At 64.0% G+C, this 19,208-nt stretch carries 19 protein-coding genes; 12 read left to right on the top strand and 7 right to left on the bottom strand.

The window, feature by feature from the left end; all coding sequences use genetic code 11:
• Positions 1-324: DUF1254 domain-containing protein (locus tag PMI38_RS00955; RefSeq protein WP_008089508.1), on the bottom strand; the 324-nt coding region annotated here is incomplete at its 3' end.
• Positions 325-639: 315 nt separating this feature from the next.
• On the opposite strand from PMI38_RS00955, the gene PMI38_RS00950 reads away from it, so the two are divergent.
• Genes PMI38_RS00950 through PMI38_RS00940 form a run of 3 tightly spaced genes read left to right on the top strand, consistent with a single transcriptional unit; the run spans position 640 to position 3,347 of the window.
• A complete protein-coding gene (locus PMI38_RS00950; protein ID WP_008089504.1) occupies positions 640-1,158 on the top strand; it encodes a 2,4'-dihydroxyacetophenone dioxygenase family protein in 519 nt (172 codons plus the stop codon).
• Positions 1,159-1,191: 33 nt separating this feature from the next.
• Positions 1,192-2,214, top strand: a complete 1,023-nt coding sequence (locus PMI38_RS00945; RefSeq protein WP_008089501.1) for an NAD-dependent epimerase/dehydratase family protein — start codon at positions 1,192-1,194, stop codon at positions 2,212-2,214.
• Positions 2,215-2,267: 53 nt separating this feature from the next.
• Positions 2,268-3,347, top strand: a complete 1,080-nt coding sequence (locus tag PMI38_RS00940; RefSeq protein ID WP_008089499.1) for a zinc-binding dehydrogenase — start codon at positions 2,268-2,270, stop codon at positions 3,345-3,347.
• On the opposite strand, the gene PMI38_RS00935 is transcribed toward PMI38_RS00940, so the two are convergent.
• The gene (locus PMI38_RS00935) at positions 3,338-4,369 is read right to left on the bottom strand and encodes an AraC family transcriptional regulator (protein ID WP_008089496.1); all 1,032 of its coding nucleotides are present in this window, start codon (positions 4,367-4,369) and stop codon (positions 3,338-3,340) included. The genes PMI38_RS00940 and PMI38_RS00935 overlap by 10 nt on opposite strands.
• 227 nt (positions 4,370-4,596) lie before the next feature.
• Between PMI38_RS00935 and PMI38_RS00930 the strand changes: the two genes are divergently transcribed.
• The 6 genes from PMI38_RS00930 (at position 4,597) to PMI38_RS00905 (ending at position 12,804) form a co-directional block, all read left to right on the top strand.
• Complete coding sequence (locus tag PMI38_RS00930; RefSeq protein ID WP_008089493.1) at positions 4,597-6,468, top strand: DUF1302 domain-containing protein; 1,872 nt, start codon at positions 4,597-4,599, stop codon at positions 6,466-6,468.
• Positions 6,469-6,494: 26 nt separating this feature from the next.
• Complete coding sequence (locus PMI38_RS00925; protein WP_008089491.1) at positions 6,495-7,850, top strand: DUF1329 domain-containing protein; 1,356 nt, start codon at positions 6,495-6,497, stop codon at positions 7,848-7,850.
• Between the two features lie 68 nt (positions 7,851-7,918).
• Positions 7,919-8,869 carry a WD40/YVTN/BNR-like repeat-containing protein gene (locus tag PMI38_RS00920; RefSeq protein ID WP_008089488.1) on the top strand — a complete coding sequence of 317 codons (951 nt, stop codon included), beginning with the start codon at positions 7,919-7,921 and terminating at the stop codon, positions 8,867-8,869.
• A gap of 3 nt (positions 8,870-8,872) precedes the next feature.
• The gene (locus PMI38_RS00915; protein ID WP_008089486.1) at positions 8,873-11,257 is read left to right on the top strand and encodes an efflux RND transporter permease subunit; all 2,385 of its coding nucleotides are present in this window, start codon (positions 8,873-8,875) and stop codon (positions 11,255-11,257) included.
• A gap of 228 nt (positions 11,258-11,485) precedes the next feature.
• Entirely contained in the window at positions 11,486-12,484 is a 999-nt protein-coding gene (locus PMI38_RS00910) for a DNA-binding protein (RefSeq protein WP_008089484.1), read from the top strand.
• A gap of 77 nt (positions 12,485-12,561) precedes the next feature.
• Complete coding sequence (locus PMI38_RS00905; protein ID WP_008089481.1) at positions 12,562-12,804, top strand: hypothetical protein; 243 nt, start codon at positions 12,562-12,564, stop codon at positions 12,802-12,804.
• A 57-nt stretch (positions 12,805-12,861) separates the two neighbouring features.
• Here PMI38_RS00905 and PMI38_RS00900 read toward each other — a convergent pair whose 3' ends face one another.
• A complete protein-coding gene (locus tag PMI38_RS00900) occupies positions 12,862-13,368 on the bottom strand; it encodes a GNAT family N-acetyltransferase (RefSeq protein ID WP_008089478.1) in 507 nt (168 codons plus the stop codon).
• A 10-nt stretch (positions 13,369-13,378) separates the two neighbouring features.
• A complete protein-coding gene (locus PMI38_RS00895) occupies positions 13,379-14,092 on the bottom strand; it encodes an MgtC/SapB family protein (RefSeq protein WP_008089476.1) in 714 nt (237 codons plus the stop codon).
• 408 nt (positions 14,093-14,500) lie between these two features.
• Here PMI38_RS00895 and PMI38_RS00890 point away from each other — a divergent pair, with 408 nt between their 5' ends.
• The gene (locus PMI38_RS00890; protein ID WP_008089473.1) at positions 14,501-14,968 is read left to right on the top strand and encodes a sterol desaturase family protein; all 468 of its coding nucleotides are present in this window, start codon (positions 14,501-14,503) and stop codon (positions 14,966-14,968) included.
• Positions 14,969-14,971: 3 nt separating this feature from the next.
• Here the strand turns inward: PMI38_RS00890 and PMI38_RS00885 are convergent, their stop codons facing one another.
• From PMI38_RS00885 to PMI38_RS00875, 3 genes are all read right to left on the bottom strand, one after another.
• Positions 14,972-15,871, bottom strand: coding sequence for a bile acid:sodium symporter family protein (locus PMI38_RS00885; protein ID WP_008089471.1), 900 nt, complete (start codon positions 15,869-15,871; stop codon positions 14,972-14,974).
• A 111-nt stretch (positions 15,872-15,982) separates the two neighbouring features.
• Positions 15,983-16,639 carry an RES family NAD+ phosphorylase gene (locus tag PMI38_RS00880; protein ID WP_008089469.1) on the bottom strand — a complete coding sequence of 219 codons (657 nt, stop codon included), beginning with the start codon at positions 16,637-16,639 and terminating at the stop codon, positions 15,983-15,985.
• A complete protein-coding gene (locus tag PMI38_RS00875; RefSeq protein WP_008089467.1) occupies positions 16,632-17,318 on the bottom strand; it encodes a hypothetical protein in 687 nt (228 codons plus the stop codon). The genes PMI38_RS00880 and PMI38_RS00875 overlap by 8 nt, the downstream gene beginning before the upstream one ends.
• 166 nt (positions 17,319-17,484) lie before the next feature.
• Between PMI38_RS00875 and PMI38_RS00870 the strand changes: the two genes are divergently transcribed.
• Entirely contained in the window at positions 17,485-18,366 is an 882-nt protein-coding gene (locus tag PMI38_RS00870) for a Dyp-type peroxidase (protein ID WP_008089465.1), read from the top strand.
• Between the two features lie 89 nt (positions 18,367-18,455).
• On the top strand, positions 18,456-19,208 hold a 753-nt coding region (locus PMI38_RS00865), incomplete at its 3' end, for an aldo/keto reductase (RefSeq protein WP_008089464.1).

The following is a 19,208-nucleotide window of genomic DNA, read 5'->3' as shown; positions in this document are numbered from 1 at the left end:
GTGCAGGATCCAGTAACGGCCCTTGTCCATGTCCGGCACGCTGACGATTACCGGCTCCGCGGCGACGTCCAGCCAACCCATCAGGTGCAGGGTGTCGTTGTTGATGGTGGGGTGGTCGGTGTAGGTGTCGTCGGCCAGGTGGCGGATGTTCTGGAAGCGGTTGAGCGGGGTGTCGGGCTTGACCGCCGTCTCATGGAAGAACGTGTAGGCCTCATCCATGGAGTAGCCGTAGAGGTAGGCATCCTCGGCCAGTTTGTCGGGTATCTGGGCGAAGGCCGGCAGGGCCAGCGAGAACACGGAGGCGGCAAGCACTGAACGTTTCACGGATGTTCCTTTTTGTAGGTTTCTTTTTTTGGTAACACCGGGATTGACCGCCTGTAAACAGCCAGGTAGAACCGCTGCGGCTGAATTTTCAGCTGGCATGAAAGGACAAGTTCGCGGCGGCAAATGACAAGAAACCAACCCTGGCCGGGGTGACCATGGAGGGCCCGTTGGTGGGGCTGGCAGGCCGGTTCGGGCGGTTGGCGGCAAATGCCAACTGAGTGACGGCAAATGGCAATTCTCTGCGCCGACACGCCAGCAAGATGGCCACAGAGCGCATGTCGCGCTCCGGCCAGACGCCGCCTGAGGAGAATAACAATGCCAATGCCTACGCCAGTGTTCGATCACAAGGAACTGCTTACCCTCAATACCCATGAGCTGCCGGTCTACGAGAACGCCCTCGCGCCTTACTTCCCGGGTGTCGACGTGCAACCCCTGTACCTGGACCCGAACCTCGGGGTGTGGACCTTGCGCGTGATCTTCCAGCCGGGGGTGCGTCTGCCTTGCCATTACCACACCGGCCCCGTGCACCTGTTCACCCTGACAGGCGGCTGGAACTACGTCGAATACCCGGACCAGCCGCAGACCGCCGGCTGCTACCTCTACGAGCCGGGCGGTTCGATTCATACCTTCAGCGTACCGGCCGACAATACCGAGCCCACCGAAACCCTGATGGTCGTGCATGGCGCGAACATCAACTTCGACCAGGACGGCAATTTCGTCAACGTCATGGATGCCAGCGACATCATGCAGATCATCGAGCGCCTGGTCAGGGAGCGCGGCCTGCAGCCGGCACGCTACATCCGCCCCGGCCACGCCGGCTACACCGCGGGCTGAGCCGCCTTCACGACGATTGCTGGAGCACGCTCGATGATCAATCCTGCAATGCCGACCGGGGTACAGGGGCAAAGCCCTGACGTACCGCGCTCGGTCTTCATTACCGGGGCCAGTGGCTTCATCGGCCAGGCCCTGGCCAAGCGTTACCGCGCCTTGGGGGCTGAAGTGCGCGGCATGGACCTGCGCGCCGACCCTGCCAATGCCGTGGTGGCCGGCGACCTTACCCGGCCGCAGCAATGGGCAGATGCCGCCCGCGGCTGCGAGTTGTTCATCAACACGGCGGCGGTGGTCTCGCTGGCAGCCCCCTGGCAGGACTATCGCGACATCTCCGTGCGCGGTGTGCGCAATTGCCTGGACGTCGCCATTGCCGCCGGGGCCAAGCGCTTCGTGCAGTTCTCCTCGATCGCTGCGCTGGGCTGGCAGTACCCTGACCAGGCCGACGAGCGCTGCGACGTGGTCATCGGTGAGCAGTACCGCTACGGCGTGGCCAAGGGCGCAAGCGAGCACCTGGTGCTGGCGGCCCATGCAGCGGGGGAGATCGACTGCACCATCGTCAGGCCCGGCGATGTGTATGGACCAGGCTCGCGTGCCTGGCTGAGCGAACCGCTGAAGATGGCACGGTCCGGTGCGTTGATCCTGCCCAACGGTGGCCGCGGGCGATGGACGCCGGTGTACATCGACGACCTGCTGGACGGCGTCATGCTGGCGGCGGGCCTGGAGCAGGCCAAGGGCCAGATCTTCCACGTCAGTGCGGCGGAGTCTGTCAGCTGCGCCGAGTTCTTCACCCATCACTGGCATTGGGCTGGGCGCTCCGGAAGGCCGCCCAGCCTGCCCTTGTGGCTGGCAACGTGGCTCACCCGGGGCATCTGGCAGTTCAACCGACTGCTGGGGCGCCCCAATGAAATCAGCCCGGATGCCATGTACATGTTTTCCCGCACGGGCGGCATTTCCATCGACAAGGCGCGTCTGCTGCTGGGCTACGCGCCGAAGGTCAGCCTTGAAGAAGGCCTGCGCCGTTCCGAGTCCTGGCTGCGCGAAGTCGGCCAGTTGCAATGACACTGCGGCGGGCCTGCGCAGGCACGGCCCGCAACCGAACAAGGAGAGACACCATGAAAGCTGTCGTCATGCGCGAAAAACAGCTGCGCATCGAGCAGTTGGCGCCCCCCCGGCCCGGAGCCGGCGAAGTGCTGGTCAAGACCCTGGCGTGCGGTATCTGCGGTTCGGACCTGCACATGTTCCACCACTGCGAAAAGGTGCTGGCCAATTTCAAGCGCAGCAACATCCCCATCGCCTTCGACGATCGTCAGGACGTGGTATTCGGCCACGAGTTCTGCGGCGAGATCCTCGACCACGGGCCCGGCAGCGACAAACGCTTCAAAGTCGGCACCCGGGTGTGCTCGCTGCCGTTCGTGATCGACGCACAGGCCTTTCACCATATCGGCTACTCCAACCGCTACCCCGGCGGTTATGGCGAGCAGATGGTGCTGGCCGAACCCATGTTGCTGGCCGTGCCGGGCGACCTGCCTGCGGACCTGGCGGCCCTCACCGAGCCGCTGACGGTCGCTGCCCACGCGGTGAACCGCGCCCGCCTGGACGGTAGCGAAGTACCGGTGGTGATAGGGTGTGGCCCGATCGGACTGGCATTGATCGCCATCCTCAAGTCGCGCGGAATCGGCCCGGTGGTGGCGGCAGACTTCAGCCCGGCACGGCGTGCCCTGGCCGAACGCATGGGCGCCGATGTGGTGGTCGATCCCGCGCAGCAGTCGCCCTATACGTCTTGGTTGCAGGTGGCAGCGCCGGCGGGCTATGACATCAACGGGCCGATGGCGCTGCTGGGCCTTGGGCTGCAACCCAAGCCCTGCGTGGTGTTCGAGTGCGTTGGCGTGCCGGGGCTGATCCAGCAGGTGATCCAGCACGCACCGCCGCGTTCGCGCCTGATCGTGGTCGGGGTGTGTATGGAGAGTGACCGGATCGAACCCTTGATCGCCATCGGCAAGGAAATGAACGTGCATTTCTCCTTCGGCTACACCCACGAAGAGTTCGCCGAGACGCTCCATGCCTTGGCGGACGGCAAGCTCGACGGCGCGCCGATGATCACCGCGCGGGTGACCCTGGAAGGCGTGAACGATGCCTTCGCCACGCTGGCCCAACCGGACCAGCACGCCAAGATCATGATCACTTACCCCTGAGTGGCCAATGACGCGGCGGCGCGCAATTGCACGCGCCGCTCGCGTGGCGACAGTCCGTACCAGCGCCGGCAGGCCCGGTTGAACGAGCTTTGCTCGGCGTAACCGAGCAGCCCGGCGATCTGTGCCATGGGCATGTGGGCCTCGGCCAGGTACAACTCGGCCTGCTCGCGTCGCACCCCCTCGACCATGTCCTCGAAGACCAGATCATGCTCGGCCAGCCGCCGCTGCAGGGAGCGCTCGCGCATGCCCAGTTGCTCGGCAATCAGCGGCAAGGCGCAGCGCTGGGTGGGCAGCAGGCGGCGGATGGCGGCATCGACCTGGCTGTGCACTTCCAGCGGGTTGTGGGCACTCAGGTTGCTGATGTAGTCCATCAGCGTGTCATGCAACTGCCGGTTGTGCTGGTCGATGGTTTTTTCCAGGTGCTCGGGCAGCAGCACCAGCGCGTTCTGCGCCTGGCCAAAGTAGGTGCGCGCACCGAAGAACCGCTGGTAGCGGCTCTGGGGCAGGCGCGCCTCGGTGCGCGACAGCACAGAATGCGGCCGGAACCCCGGGCCGTACAGCATCTGCAGCGCCTTGAACATCACGCCCAGGGACAACTCGATGATCTGTGTCTGGCGCGGGGCAGGGCGCAGGCGCATTTCGTAGACCAGGTGCGGGCGTGCCGGGTCGCTTTCGCAGTCCAGGTACACCAGCACCCCAGGGCTGTATGTGTGCAGGAAGCGGGTGATGGCCCCCACCGCTTCGGCAACGTTGCGCGCGTTTTGCCCCACCACCGCCACGGGGCCAAGGATCAACAAGCTCTGCCGCTCGGCCAGGCGCAGGCCGAAATCCACGCAATCGAGCTGCTCGGCACAGCGCTCGAGCAGGTTGATCATGGCGCGGTAGGGAATCACCGCGGCGACATTGTCCAGTTGCCGGGGATCGATCTGCATCTGCTGCAGCAGGCTGTCGGGGTCGCCGCCCAACTCCCGTACCAGTTCCGGGAAGCCCGTGAGCGAGGTGATCTTGATCAAGGCTGTCATGGTTTTTCGACTTCTTCTGAACGGAACCGATCATCTGCGCTTCATCCTCGCCAGTTTTTACCTGTGGCAACAGAAAAAATCCACGGCTGACGGCAAATGACAAAAGCCTGACATCCACCGACAAATGATTCCGGCGCACTGCTGGGCATGCTTGGGCAAACCAACAAGAACGCTCACCTGGCGGGTCGCTACCTCCCGCCGCGGCAAGGGCGGTACCGGAGACCTGCATGCACAACAACAAGAACGTGTTTGGCCGCTACCTCTTCACGCCGCTGGCCGTGGCCGTCGCCCTGGCCAGCGCCGGTGCCGCGCAGGCGCTGCCTTTTCAGCTGGAGAACGGCTGGGAAGGGGAATGGAACACCACATTGTCGGTCGGCTCGCAGTGGCGCGCCGAAAACCAGGACCACGACCTGTTCAGCGCCGCCAACGGTGCGCTGCGGGGCAAGTCCGGTGGCACCGGCGGATCGGTGGATGCGGGCAACCTGAACTACGACAAGGGCGACCGCTTCTCGAGCGTCGCCAAGTTCGTCACCGACCTGTCGTTGCGCAACGGCGACATGGGCGGGCTGGTGCGGGTCAAGGGTTGGTACGACGAGGCCCTCAAGGACGAGGACGTGAATTTTGGCAGTGCCAACAATGGCTATCGCAAGCAACCACTGAACGACGACGGTACCGCAGACCTGCAAAAGTTCAGCGGTGTGTACCTGCTCGACGCCTATGCCTACAACACCTTCTACCTTGAAGAAACCCCCGTCCAGGTGCGTCTGGGCCGCCAGGTGGTGAACTGGGGCGAGAGCGTGTTCATCCAGGGCATCAACCAGATCAACCCGCTGGACGTGCCGGCTTTGCGTCGTCCGGGTACCGAGCTGAAAGAAGCGCTGATTCCGGTATGGATGGCTTACATGAACATCGGCCTGCCGGCCGGTGTCTCGCTGGAGGCTTTCTACCAGCTCAAGTACGAGAGCACCGCCATCGAAGGTTGCGGCCACTACTGGTCGGTCACCGAGAGTGGCGTTGGGCAAGACTACGGTGACTGCGAGCTGGGTACGTTCCTTGGTGGCATCAATCCGTCTTCGCCGGACAAGATCGCCGCCGGCGCCTACCTGCCGGAGGTCAAGGGCAAGGACCCGCACGACAGCGGCCAATGGGGTGTGGCGCTGCGCCTGCCGGTCGATGCGCTGGATGGCGAAGTCGGCCTGTACTACCTCAACTACCATTCGCGCACGCCGTACCTGGGCCTGCGCAGTACCGACTCGGCGAGGCTGTCGGAGTTTCCCGACGCCGGCACGCCCACCGCTCGCAATGCCAACGGCCAGTTCGTCGGGCCGAGCTGGGAATACCCCGAGGACATCCGCCTGTTCGGCCTGAGCTTCAGCACCACCCTGGCGGGCTGGTCGATCGGCTCGGAACTGAGCTATTCGCCGAACCAGCCGGTGCAGATAAACGGCGCCGACCTGCTCAACGGTGCCTTGGCCGGTATCGGCCCGGCGGCCGACCTGCTGCAGCAAGTGCGCCTGAACAGTTCGCCGTTCACCGCCGGCTGGGATCGCTATGAGAAGACCCAGTTCCAGGTCAACGGCGTCAACGTGTTCCCCAACGTGCTCAAGGCCGACAACCTGACCGTGGTGGCCGAAGCAGGCTTCCAGTGGAACAACGTGCCTCAAGGGGAGGGCGATCGTCGCTACGGACGCGGCTTCATCTACGGGCTGGGCTCTTCCCCGACCATTCCCGCCGGTGGCAGCACCTGCAGCAACCCGGTGGCTGGATTGGTCAACGCGAGCCCGGCCGGTTGCAAGAACGACGGCTACATTACCGACTTCGCCTGGGGTTATCGCCTGCGCGGGCAGCTCGATTACAACAACGTCTTCGGCACCAGCGTGACGGCGTCGCCCTATGCCTTCTTCGGCCAGGATGTCGATGGCGTGTCGGCCGATGGCCAGTTCAACGAAGGCCGCATCACCTCCGCCCTGGGTATCAGCTTCGATTACAACAAGCAGCACAAGCTCGATTTCAGCTACGTCAGTTTCGACAACAGTGCCGAATACGATCCCCTCCACGACCGCGATTTCTACGCCGCCAGTTACAGCTACAGCTTCTGACAGAACAACAACAAGAGGTGACATCGATGAACAAGACACTCCGCGCCGCACGCCTGGGCGGCCTTGCAGCGGCCATCCTGCTTGCCTTGTGCAGCCAGGCTCAGGCCCAGATCAGCGAGCAGCAGGCCGCGCGGCTGGGCAACGACCTGACGCCACTGGGTGGCGAGAAGGCCGGCAACGCCGACGGCACGATTCCACCTTATACCGGCGGCATGACCCAGCCTCCGGCGGGCTGGAGCCCGGCCCAGGGTTACGTAGACCCGTTTGCCAACGAAAAACCGCTGTTCACCATCACCGCCGCCAACCTGGCGCAGTACAAGGACAAGGTCACGCCCGGGATGCAGGCGTTGCTGGCGAAGTACCCGGCGTTCCGGATGCCGGTGTACCCCAGCCACCGCACCGCCGCAGTCCCGCCGGACATCGCCGCCAAGGTCCGCCAGGAGGCAGTGCGCGCCCAGCTCAACGGCTTCGGCGTCAGCCAGCTCAATGGCACCACCACGCCATTCCCGATTCCGCAGAATGGCCTGGAAGCCATCTGGAACCACAACCTGCGTTACCTGGGTGGCGGCCTGCAACGCACCTATGCCTCGTTCCCGGTACGCGGCAGCGGTGACTACTACACCCTGCGTATCCAGGAAAACCGCGTGTTCGATGCCAACATGGACAAAGCGTCGGACAACCGCCTGCTCAACTATTCGGCACGCTTCATCTCGCCGGCCACGCTGGCCGGTACCGTGCAACTGGTGCACGAGCCGATCGACCAGGTCCAGGAAGTGCGCTCGGCATGGATCTACAACGTCGGCCAGCGCCGCGTGCGACGTGCACCGGACCTGGCCTACGACAACGTCAACGACGGCACCGAAGGGCTGCGGGTGACCGACGACTTCGATGGCTACAACGGCGCGCCCGACCGCTTCGACTGGAAACTGGTCGGCAAGCGTGAAATGTACGTGCCCTACAACGACTACAAGCTCGGCGCCAAGGAGGTGAAGTACAAGGATGTGCTGACGGCCAGTACACCCAACCCCGACTACATGCGCTATGAACTGCACCGGGTGTGGGTGGTGGAGGGGACGCTGCGCCCGGACGCCAAGCACGTGTACGGCAAGCGTGTGATGTACCTCGACGAGGACTCCTGGACCGTGCTGGCCAGTGACGCCTACGACACCCGTGGCACTTTGTGGCGTGTCGGCGTGCACCCGCTGGTGCAGTTCTACGACGCCCAGGTGCCGTGGTACCGGGCGAACATCTGGCATGACCTGAGCAACGGCAGCTACTACCTGGCCGGCCTTGCCAACGAAGAAACCCAGCCCTGGACGTTCGGCATCAAGGGCCGCTTCGCCGACTTCCAGCCTGACGCCCTTCGGCGCATGGGCAAATAACCCCCACCCCGTTCGTTGAACCAGGCTCGGGCCACCCACGGTGGCCCGTCCGGTCACTGGAATCGCTCATGTCTTCACGATATCTGCTGCTGTTGGCGGGCCTGTGCCTGCCTGTTTCACTGGTTTGTGCCCAGGCGCCCGCGGCCGATGATGCCGTGCGACCTGACCGGGTACTGCTGCTCAACCTTACCGACACCGGTGAAAACCTGATCGCGGTAGGCGAACGCGGCGTGGTGCTGCGCTCGCCGCACGATGCCCATGAGTGGCAAAGCGTGCGCACCTCGACCACCCGCACCCTGGCCGGGGTGGCCTTCGTCAACCCACAGCGAGGTGTTGCCGTGGGCCACGGCGGCACACTGCTGCGTACCGACGACGGTGGCCTGCACTGGCAGGCGGTTGAAACCGACAGCGGTGACGATGCCTTGCTGGGTGTCGCCGCCCTGGGTGAAGGGCGGTTGGTGGCCTGGGGCGCCTTCGGTCTGTACCTGCTGTCGACCGACCAGGGGCAAACCTGGCAACGCCTGAGCGTACTGGGTGAGGACTTCGATCGGCACATCTCGCAAGTCATCGCCCTGGCCAATGGCGACTGGCTGATGGTCGGCGAGAGCGGCACCCTGGCCCGCTCCACGGACCAGGGCGAGCACTGGCAGGCACTGCAGAGTCCTTACCAGGGCAGTCTGTTCGGTGCCCTGCAACTCAAGGACGGCGGCCTGTTGATCTATGGCATGCGCGGCAACCTCTGGTACTCCGCCGATGGCGGGCAGACCTGGCAGCAGCGCCAGACCGGCACCACTTTCGCCCTCAACGGCGCCGTGCAGCTGCGCTCGGGCCGCGTGCTGCTGATGGGCAACAGCGGCTTGCTGCTGGCCAGCGACGACCAGGGCAGTAGCTTTGCTGGCCAGCCTTCCACCCAGGCAAGCCTGGCCCGCGCCCTCGAACAAAACGACGGCACGCTGCTGGCCGTGGGCGATCGCGGCATCTTGCCGCTTACCGTGAATGCACGCAAAGGGCAGGAATGATCGATGAGCATGCAGCAGAACCTTGATGGCCAACTGGCGCGCCAGGCTTTCTCCCGCGCGCTGGTCGGACGGCTGTCCCACTGGATTTTCCACCAGCGCAAGCTGTTGCTCGCGCTGTTCGTCCTCATCACCCTGGGGCTTGGCTACAGTGCCAGCCACCTCAAGGTGGAGTCGGGGTTCTTCAAGATGATCCCGCTGCACCACCCCTACATGAAGACCTTCCTCGACTACCAGAAGGACTTTGGCGGCGCCAACAAAGTGCTGGTGGCGGTGAAGAACACCCGGGGCGAGGTATTCACCCCGCAAGCCATGGCAGTGTTGCGCAAGGTATCCGACGAGGTCTTTTTCATCGAGGGTGTCGAGCGCAGTTCGGTGACGTCGTTGTTCACCTCGAACGTACGCTACACCGAAGTCGTCGAAGACGGTTTCACCGGCGGCAACCTGGTCGACTCCAGTTACGCGGGTACCGAGCAGCAGATCGCCCAGGCCCGTGAACGCACCCTCAAGTCCGACTGGGTGGGGCGCATCGTCTCCAACGACCTGTCCTCGGCCATGGTGGTGGCGAACCTGCAGGAAACCGACCCGGCCACCGGCCAGCGCCTCGACCTGCAGCAAGTGGCCAAGCGCCTGGAGCAGATCCGCCGGGAGAACCAGACGGCCGATATCAGCATCCACGTCATCGGCTTTGCCAAGTCCATCGGCGATATCGCCGACGGCGCCTCCGGGGTGCTGGTGTTCTTCGTCATCGCCTTCGTGATTACCGCCGTTCTGCTGTACTGGTATTGCGGGTCGCTGATGCTGACCGGCTGGGCGCTGATCTGCGCGACAGTGCCGGTGATCTGGCTGCTGGGCCTGCTGCCGCTACTGGAGCTGACCCTCGACCCGATGTCGATCCTGGTACCGTTCCTGATTTTCTCCATCGGCGTCTCCCATGCCGTGCAGATGACCAACGCCTGGAAACTGGAAACCCTGCACGGCGCCGATGGCGTGACCGCGTCGCGCAACTGCTTCCGGAAACTCTTCATCCCGGGTGCCGTGGCACTGCTGGCCAATGCCCTGGGCTTCATGGTGATTGCCCTGGTGGACATCGAGATGGTGCGCGAGCTGGCGATCACTGCGACGCTGGGTGTCTCGGTGATGATCGTCACCAACAAGATGCTGCTGCCCATCCTGCTGTCGTTCATGCGCCTGTCCGCCGCCGATGCGAGCAAATTGCGCGGCAAGGAAACGCTTGGCGCCGGGCTGTGGGAGCGCCTTGGCGTGCTCGCTACCCGCCGCGGCGCAGCGTGGGCACTGGGGTGTGCAGCGTTGCTGCTGGGTGTCGGCCTGTTCGAGGCGCGCAACCTGCACGTGGGCGATATCGGCGCAGGCGTGCCGGAACTGCGCGCCGACTCGCGTTACAACCAGGACGTGGCGGTGATTACCCGTGACTTCGCCATCGGCGTCGACCTGCTGCAGGTGATCGCCCGGGCCAGCGGGGATGAAGAAACACCTTGCGTGAAGCGCGAGGTGCTCGACCCTGTCGCCGAGCTGGAGCTGTACCTGCGCCAGGATGACGGCGTGTCTTCGGTGCGCAGCCTGGCCGGTTTCGTCGCCAGCATTACCCAGGCCTACGCCGAGACCGACCTGAAATGGCGGGTGCTGCCCGAGTCCACCGCCCAGATCGCCCAGGGCGTCGGTTTTGCCACGCGGGTGGGTACCGAGTACATGAACAGTGCCTGCGACGCGATTCCGGTGTCGATCTACACCCGCGACCACCAGGCCGACACCATCAGCACGCTGATGGACAAGATCAAGGCCTTCAAGGCCGCCCACGACAACGATCAGGTCAGTTTCCAGCTGGCGTCGGGCAACCTTGGTGTCATGGCCGCCACCAACGAAGTGGTGCATGCCGGCGACCGGCTGGTAAACGGTGCGCTGTTCGCTTCGGTGACACTGCTGTGCCTGTGGATGTTCCGCAGCTGGCGTATCACGCTCTGCGTGATCGTACCGCTGGCATTGGTCACGGTGCTGTGCAACGCGCTGATGGCGTTGCTGGGCATCGGTGTGAAGGTCAACACCTTGCCGGTGGTCGCGCTCGGGGTCGGCGTGGGCGTGGACTACGGCATCTACCTGTTCGAACGGATCAAGCACGAAATGCAGGAAGGGCGGATGAGCCTGCCCGATGCCTTTGTCGAAGCGCTGAAGCAACGCGGTACTGCCTCGGTGTTCACGGCGGTGACCATGACGCTGTCGATCATGACGTGGGCATTCTCGACTTTGAAGTTCCAGGCCGACATGGGCGTGCTGCTGGCGTTCATGTTCCTGGTCAACCTGTTGGGCGCCGTTCTGCTGCTGCCGGCACTTGCAGCCTGGCTGCTACGCCCGGACGCGCTTCAGCGCGACTGATCATCGACGCTGGTCGGTGTTTTGCCGACGTACCCGGCCCCGTGGTTTCAGGGCCGGGTTTTTTTATGCGTACAGCCTCAGCGGTGAAAATTCGCCAATTCGCACCTTCACATTCGATAAGCCGTGATTATTCAATGATAGAAATGCATTGTGTATTTCACTGATAAAAGACAAAATACACGTGTAATTACATAATACGTATCACGGTACGAAATCGTAGGAGCGACCATGGCCCGGGGCGGCATCAACAAGGCGGTAGTACAACAAGCAAGGCAGGTGCTGATCGCCCGGGGCGAACACCCGAGTATCGATGCAGTACGTATCCAACTGGGTAATACGGGCTCCAAGACCACCATCCATCGCTACCTCAAGGAGCTCGAAGAACTGAAGCCGGCCGCACTCCAGGGCACGGCGGCGCTCAGCGAACCCTTGTCGAAGCTGGTGGCACAACTGGCCACCCAGCTGCAGGAAGAGGCAGACACCTGCGTCGAGCAGGCCGAAGCGGCATTCCAGGAAGCGCGCGAACAGCTCGAAGCGCAACTGCAGCTGGCCCAGCAGGCGTTGGCGGCCGCTCACCAGCAACAGCAGATTCAGGACGCCGCCTTGGCAGCCGAGTCGGAGCGACTGGCCTCCACCCACAGCACCTTGCAGGCCGAACAGCTGCGCAGCGCCAGCCTCAACCAGGCGCTTGGCGAGCTGCAGGTGCGGCTGACCGACAAGGACGAGCAGGTGCGCTCGCTGGAAGAGAAGCACCGGCACGCCCGCGATGCCCTGGAGCACTACCGCACGGCCAGCCGCGAACAGCGCGAGCAAGAGCAACGGCGTCACGAAGCCCAGGTGCAACAGCTGCAGGTCGAACTGCGTCAGTTGCAGCAGGGCATGATCGTCAAGCAGGACGAGTTGACCCGCCTGCACCGCGACAACGAGCGCCTGCTCGGCGAACACCGCCAGGCCAGCAGCGAGCGCCAGGTACAGGACCAACTGCTGGAGCAACGCGATGCGCAGATCCAGGGCTTGCGCACGATCCTGGCCCAGGCCCAGGGCGCCAGCGAAGAAATGCGCCGGCAATTGCAGACGCAGGAGCAGAGCCTGGAAGACAAACGCGGTCTCTGCGCAGAGCAGGGGCGGCAGTTGCAGTACCTGAAAGACGAATTGCTCAAGCGTGATGAGTCGCTCAAGGACTGCCGTGCACAGTTGGCCCAAGGCCAGGCAGTCGATAAAGGCTAGTGAGCGCTGCGTTGGTGTTGAACGATGTACCGCTGCAACGCTCACACCTTCAAAGGTTGCAGCGAAGGAGCAGAGCCATGAGCATCGAACGCAGCATTCCCGCGCTTGAGGCCTGGTATGCCCGGTACGATGACGCCAGTTACCGGCGTGAATCCCCGGATGCCTACCATCACGACCTGGTGCGCACCGCCGAGGCCTTGCGTGACGATGGCGCAATCGACTGGGACGACTGGTTGGCCCTCAAGGCCTTGGCAGATGAGGCCCACGGGCGGGCGCTGGAGGAGGCCGTGCAAGCCCATGTGGACGACCCTGACGCATGAAAGCCCTGCTGGAGGACGACAGTCAGGGCCTCTACCTGCAAGCCGCGAAAGCGTGAATCAACGCAGATCCAGCAGCATGGCGCATCGGCCCTCCAGCCCGTGCGCGCGCTCGCCGGCCATCACAGCGCTCAACCTCGCACCCAGTTGGTCGTGGGCAATCACTTCAAAGCCGTAGCGTGCATAGAAAGGCGCATTCCAGGGCACATCGGCGAAGGTGGTCAGGGTCAGTTGCTGCAGGCCACTGCGTCGGGCAACGGCGACCACCTCATCCAGCAGGCGTCTCCCGATGCCTTGGCCCTGGGCCTCCAGGCGCACGGACAACTCTTCGATATGCAACGCCTGGCCCTGGAGGCTGGCACAGATAAAGCCCAGTAACGGGCCCTGGGCTTTTTCTGCCACCCAGCTGCGACCTGAATCGATGAATGCCTGGTGCGTATCCCCATCCAGCACTTCACCTTGGGCCAGCCACGCCAGTTCAGGGCGTTGGGCGAAGGCTTGCGCGGCGGAGCGCTCAATCGCCATGAGGTGCGGTACATCGTCGTAGCGGGCAGGGCGTACAAGCATTGCGTGTTCCTCAATCCGTCGTCATCGCCTGTGGCTGCAGTTGCCAGCGCACCGAGCTTACGCCTTTTTCCAGGCTCACCCGGCTGACCAGGCGCTCCAGTTGCGCTGGCGCCTGCGGGTTGCCCAGCAGTTCGGCGCGTACTTCCAGGCGGGCCGGGTTGGGCAGATCCTCACTGTGCAGCGACTGCAGGCGCAGCTCGGGGTCGCCCAGGCTGTGCAGCATCAGGCTGCGCACCTGGATTTCGTCCTCGGCGCGGCAGACGACACGCACCTCGAACCGTTGTTCGACTTCACTGGCCGGCAACACCTCCTGGCGATCCAGGCGCTGGGCGATGTCGCGCAGCAGGATGTTGGCGCACAGCACCACCAGGCTACCCAAGGTCGCCTCCAGCAGCAGGCCAAGGCTGCACAGCACGCCGACCGCCGCGGTGCACCAGAGGGTGGCGGCAGTGTTCAGGCCGCGCACATTGAAACCGTCGCGCATGATCACGCCGCCACCCAGGAAGCCGATGCCCGACACCACGTAGGCGGCAACCCGTGAAGCGTCGGTGGGGGCCATGCCCGGCACGGCCTGGGTCATCAATACGAAAAGGCAGGCGCCAGTGCTGACCAGCGCGTTGGTGCGCAGGCCGGTGAGGCGCTGGCGCAGTTGGCGCTCGGCACCGATCAGGGCACCGAGCAGCAGGGCAATGCTGACACGCAGCAGAAAGACTTTCCAATCCATAGCAAACCTCTAGCGCGGGGCAAATGCCCGCTCGAACGCCATGTCGATGGCGTGGTTATGAAAAACCAGAAATGCGCAGGACCACAAAGGGGAGAGGGGAATGCAGCCGCAAGGGGCTGGGAGAAATTCCACCGTCTGGCCAGGGGCGAGACAGTGGCAGGACGCTGCCGGACTAGCTCGCCGAGTGGGCCTGTCGCAAGCGACTGGGGCTACTGTCCAATGCAGGACTCCTGTTCAGGGGTGCGAAATTGCGACGCGGACCTTACGCCCGGCAGCAAGCGGGGTCAAGGGCAGAAAGATGACAATGGGTTAATCGAGAAATGCCCTGCAACCGGTCACTGCCGCATGGAAAAAAAGCCGGGCAATCGGTACCCTTGCGGCACTTTTCACCTTCACCCGGACCGTTACATGCTGCTCAATTACCTCGTGCTGCTTGGCACCCTGGTGGCCATGGAAGGTGTCGGCACGCTGGCGCACAAGTACATCATGCATGGCTGGGGCTGGTGGCTGCACCGCTCGCACCATGAACCGCAGCTGGGCATGCTCGAAACCAACGACCTGTACCTGGTAGCCCTGGGCCTGATCGCTACCGCGCTGGTGGCGCTGGGCAAGGCCGGCCACGCACCGCTGCAGTGGGTCGGCGCGGGCGTGGCAGGCTACGGGGTGCTGTACGTGCTGGCGCATGATGGCTTCTTCCACCGTCACTGGCCGCGCCAGCCACGGCCGCTGAACCGCTACCTCAAGCGCCTGCATCGCGCCCACCGGCTGCATCACGCGATCAAGGGCCGTACCGGCAGTGTGTCGTTCGGCTTTTTCTATGCGCCGCCGCTGAAGGTGCTCAAGCGCCAGTTGCAGGCTCGGCGCGACCGCGCTTGAGCGTCAGTTGGCCGCTTCCCCCTTGGCGGGCACCTCCACGCCAGCATGCCCACGGCTCACCCACCACCCGAACGCGGCAGCGGTAAAGAACATGATCAGGCTGTACAGCGCCGCCGGCACTGCCATGGTGGCGTTGTTCAGCAGTGACGGGCTCAAGGCCAGGGCGATCGCCAGGGTGCCATTGTGGATGCCGATCTCCATGCCGATGGCGATGGCCTGGCGCTTGGGAATGCTCAGCAAACGCGGCACCCAGTAACCCACCGTCAGGCTGACCAGGTTGAACACCAAGGCCGCCAGACCGACCACGGGCGCGTACTCGACCACCGTCTGCCAGTCCTTGGCCATCGCCAGGACAATGGTGAATGCCAGGAACAATGCGGCCACCAACTTCATCGGTTTTTCCATGCGCGCGGCAAACGCTGGCGTCCAGCGACGAATCAGCATCCCCAGCACCACCGGCAGCAGGACGATGGCGAACACCTGCATGACCTTGGCGAACTGTAGCGGTATCGCTTGGTCGGAGGCCATGAACCAGCTCAGCGACAGGTTCACCAGCAACGGCATGGTCAGGATCGCGATCAGCGAGTTGACCGCTGTCAGGGTGATGTTCAGGGCCACGTCACCGTGGGCGAGGTGGCTGAACAGGTTGGCGGTGGTGCCGCCCGGTGAGGCCGCCAGCAGCATCAGGCCGACCGCCAGCGCCGACTCCAGGCCAAAGCCGTTGGCGATCAGGAAGCACAAGAACGGCAGCAGCAGAATCTGGCACACCAGCCCGACCACCACAGGTTTGGGGTATTTCACCACCCGGGCGAAGTCGGCCAGGGTCAGCGACAGCCCCAGCCCAAGCATGATGATGCCCAAGGCCAGGGGCAGGAAGGCGGTGAGCAAGGGCGAGGCGGTCATGGGCAAGCACTCGGATGAAGGATCCGGAGAGTCTAGGTCGGCCGCTGGCGATCGCTAATTGCAAAGCGCCATCGCTAGGTAACTTTTTGTTACTGAGCGGCGCGCTGCGCTTCAGTCTGCATCAGGCAGCAGCAGAACCCCTATGCGCTCGGCCAAATCAAGCAGGTCGGAGAACGTGGCTGGGTCGCTCAGCAAGTCTCGGCTGGCCTCGTGGGCCTGTAGGACAGTGCCGGCCACCCGGTCGCCGAAGAGGACGATCGCAACGGCCTCGTCGTCCTGCCGCGATACCCAGCGCAGCCCCTGTGCTTGCGGGGCAAAGGCGTGGATGGCTTCGGCCCATTGCCGTGTGTAGGGGTAGCGTTCTGCCTCGGTGTCGATCAGTTGTGAACGCGGCACCCCCAGCAGGCGCAGGGCCTTGCTGGACAGGTCGACCAGTTGCAGGTCTGCGCCCAGCACAACCTGGGAATGAAGGTTGCCGGCGTAGCGGCGCTGCTGCACGGCTTTGAAACCCGGGACATAGGGTATGTCGTGGAACACCGTTTCCATGGCCGCGCAGTGGAACGTGGTACCGGCATACAGGGTAGGGATGACTTGACCGACCGCATCCTTGATCGGGCTGAAGCGGGCATCGCCCACACCGGTCGGGTTGTATTGCGCAGCGCCGAAGCGTTTGTTGTGGATGCGATGAAGGAGGGTGCCGGCCGCCAGGGTAATGAACGAGAGGTTCAATGCCTCACCGGAGACCGGTAGCCTCGGGGGTTTAGCCATGGGTAATACCGGCAACCTCTTGCTGGGCCGCCGCCACGACGCGTTCGGGTGCACTGCGCAGCAGGTCCTGCGGGCGCTTGGCGCCAAGCCAGCTGTTCACGGACATGAACCAGTAGGCCATTTCCCAGCCATCTTTCATCGGTTCGAGCACCGTGATCAGTTCCTTGAGCACCGGCAGCGGACGATAGCTGGCCGTTTCATCGAGCCCATAGAGCGGGAAGTAGTCGACGCCTTCATGGCGGATGGCGAAGAGGCGCTTGTCACGCTTCCATTTGCTCGGTTGCGAGCTGGGGTTGGCGGCGCTGAAGTTGGCCAGGCTGGCGATTTCGCTTGCGCTTACCCAATCACCGCTCTGCAGCACGGCGGTTTTGGCTTTCGCCAGCATTTGCGCTTGCTTGAGCTGCGTCGAGGTCACAGGTTTGGCCGGAACCAAGGCCTGCACGATCAGTTTGACGGCCTCTTCGGGTGCGCCCGCCACGCGTGCGGAGAAGTACTGCCCGAGCATTTCCAGCGCACTGACGTAGACGTCCAGCTGCTTGGCGCTGTCGGCGTTCACTTCGATGACGATGCCGGTCTTCGACTGGGCTCGACCCTTGGCTTTCTCCAGGCGTGTCAGTAACTCGCGAACATTGCCCACCGCGGGGTGGCCAATACTGAAGATGTCTGCTGCTTGGGCCATTTGCTCCTCCTCGCGGCAATCATGATTACCGCTTTCAATGCTAACCATCCTATCCGCAAGCCCTGGTTGCCGCAAGCCACGCCGCCACCCCTGCGGCATTGGCTGCGTTGCGGTAGCGATGCTGGCGCAGTAGCATTCCCGCTTTTAGCGAAAGGATTAGCCCGTCATGCCGTTCCAGCAAGGTCTGCTTGCCACCCCGGTGCCGGCCCAGGCCCGCCATCTGTTCTTCACGTTGCAGTCGCCCGAAGCCCTGCCTGCGGTGCTCGATGCGCTGCTGCCACAGGTGGATGGCCAGCGTCTGATTGTCGGTATCGGCGCGCCGCTGGTGAAGGCGCTGGGCCGTCAAGTGCCTGGCCTGCGTGCGTTTCCGCAGCTGGATGCGGTGGTGGAGAACCCGAGTACCCAGCACGCCCTGTGGCTGTGGCTGCGCGGCGACGAACGCGGCGACCTGCTGTTGCAGGCCCAAGCCCTGGAAGCTGCACTGGCCCCGGCCCTGCGGCTGGCCGACAGCGTTGACGGTTTCCTGCACCGTGGCGGCCATGACCTGACCGGTTACGAGGACGGTACCGAAAACCCGGTCGACGATGAGGCCGTGGCGGCCGCCATCGTTGCCGGCGATCAACCGGGCCTGGCGGGCTCCAGCTTCGCCGCTTTCCAGCTGTGGAAGCACGACCTGGAATACTTCAAGTCACTGCCCCAGGCCGACCAGGACAACATCATTGGCCGGCGTCTGAGCGATAACGAAGAGCTCGACGACGCGCCGGACTCGGCCCACGTCAAGCGCACTGCCCAGGAAAGCTTCGAGCCCGAGGCGTTCATGGTCCGCCGTTCGGTGGCCTGGGCCGACAGCCGCGGCGCGGGCCTTGCGTTCGTTGCCCTGGGCCACAGCCTGGAGGCCTTCGAAGTGCAGCTGCGGCGCATGAGCGGCCTGGAAGACGGCATCATCGACGGCCTGTACCGCTTCAGCCGGCCACTGACCGGTGGTTACTACTGGTGCCCACCCATGGCCGAGGCCGGCCTGGACCTGAGCCTGCTGCTGCAGGCTTGAGCCCTAAACATCCCGACACAGAATCACCGGCCAATGCAGGCGGGAGCGGCTAGCCTTGAAAGTTTCCGACATATGACGGGAGCTTTGCCATGTATGGTCGTCGCGATGTCCTACGTGCCAGTGCGGCTTTGGGCTTGCTGGCCGCCAGCCCCTGGTTGCACGCCGCTACCTCCCCCGGGTTGCTGACCCGCAAGGTCCCGTCCACTGGCGAGGCCTTGCCGGTGATCGGCGCGGGCACCTCCGGCAGTTTCGAGGTGGCGCCCGACTCGGCCCAGTTCCAACAGCTCAAGGCAGTGCTCAAGGCGTTTTTCGACGGCGGCGGCAAAGTCATCGACACTTCGCCGAACTATGGCGGCGCCGACAGTGTGCTCGGCCAGTTGCTGGAGGAGGGCGGCTGGCACCGGCAATGCTTCATCGCTACCAAGATCGCCGCCGACAGCCGAGCCGACGCCGAGGCGCAATGGGCGGGCAGCCTGAAAAGCCTGCGCACCGACAAGGTCGACCTGCTGCAGATCCACAACCTGCGGGACTGGCAGACACAACTGCCTTATGCCCGTGAACTCAAGCAGCAGGGCAAGACCCGCTACGTCGGCATTACCCATTACCTGAACAGTGGTCACGATGAGGTCGCCAGCATCGTGCGCCGTGAGCCGCTGGACTTCATCCAGATCAACTACTCGGTCAACGCCCCGCAAGCCGCGCGCGAACTGCTGCCCTTGTGCCAGGACAAGGGCGTGGCGGTCTTGATCAACCGGGCGTTCGACGATGGCCGCCTGTTCGGCCGGGTCAAGGATCAGCCGCTGCCCGCCTGGGCGGCGGAAGCCGGCATCGGCAGGGGGGGG

The organism is Pseudomonas sp. GM84 (assembly GCF_000282535.1).
In the GTDB taxonomy this organism is placed as follows: Bacteria; Pseudomonadota; Gammaproteobacteria; order Pseudomonadales; family Pseudomonadaceae; genus Aquipseudomonas.
The sequence above is the reverse complement of the archived record's forward strand: the minus strand, read 5'-3'. Positions and strand labels throughout refer to the sequence as shown.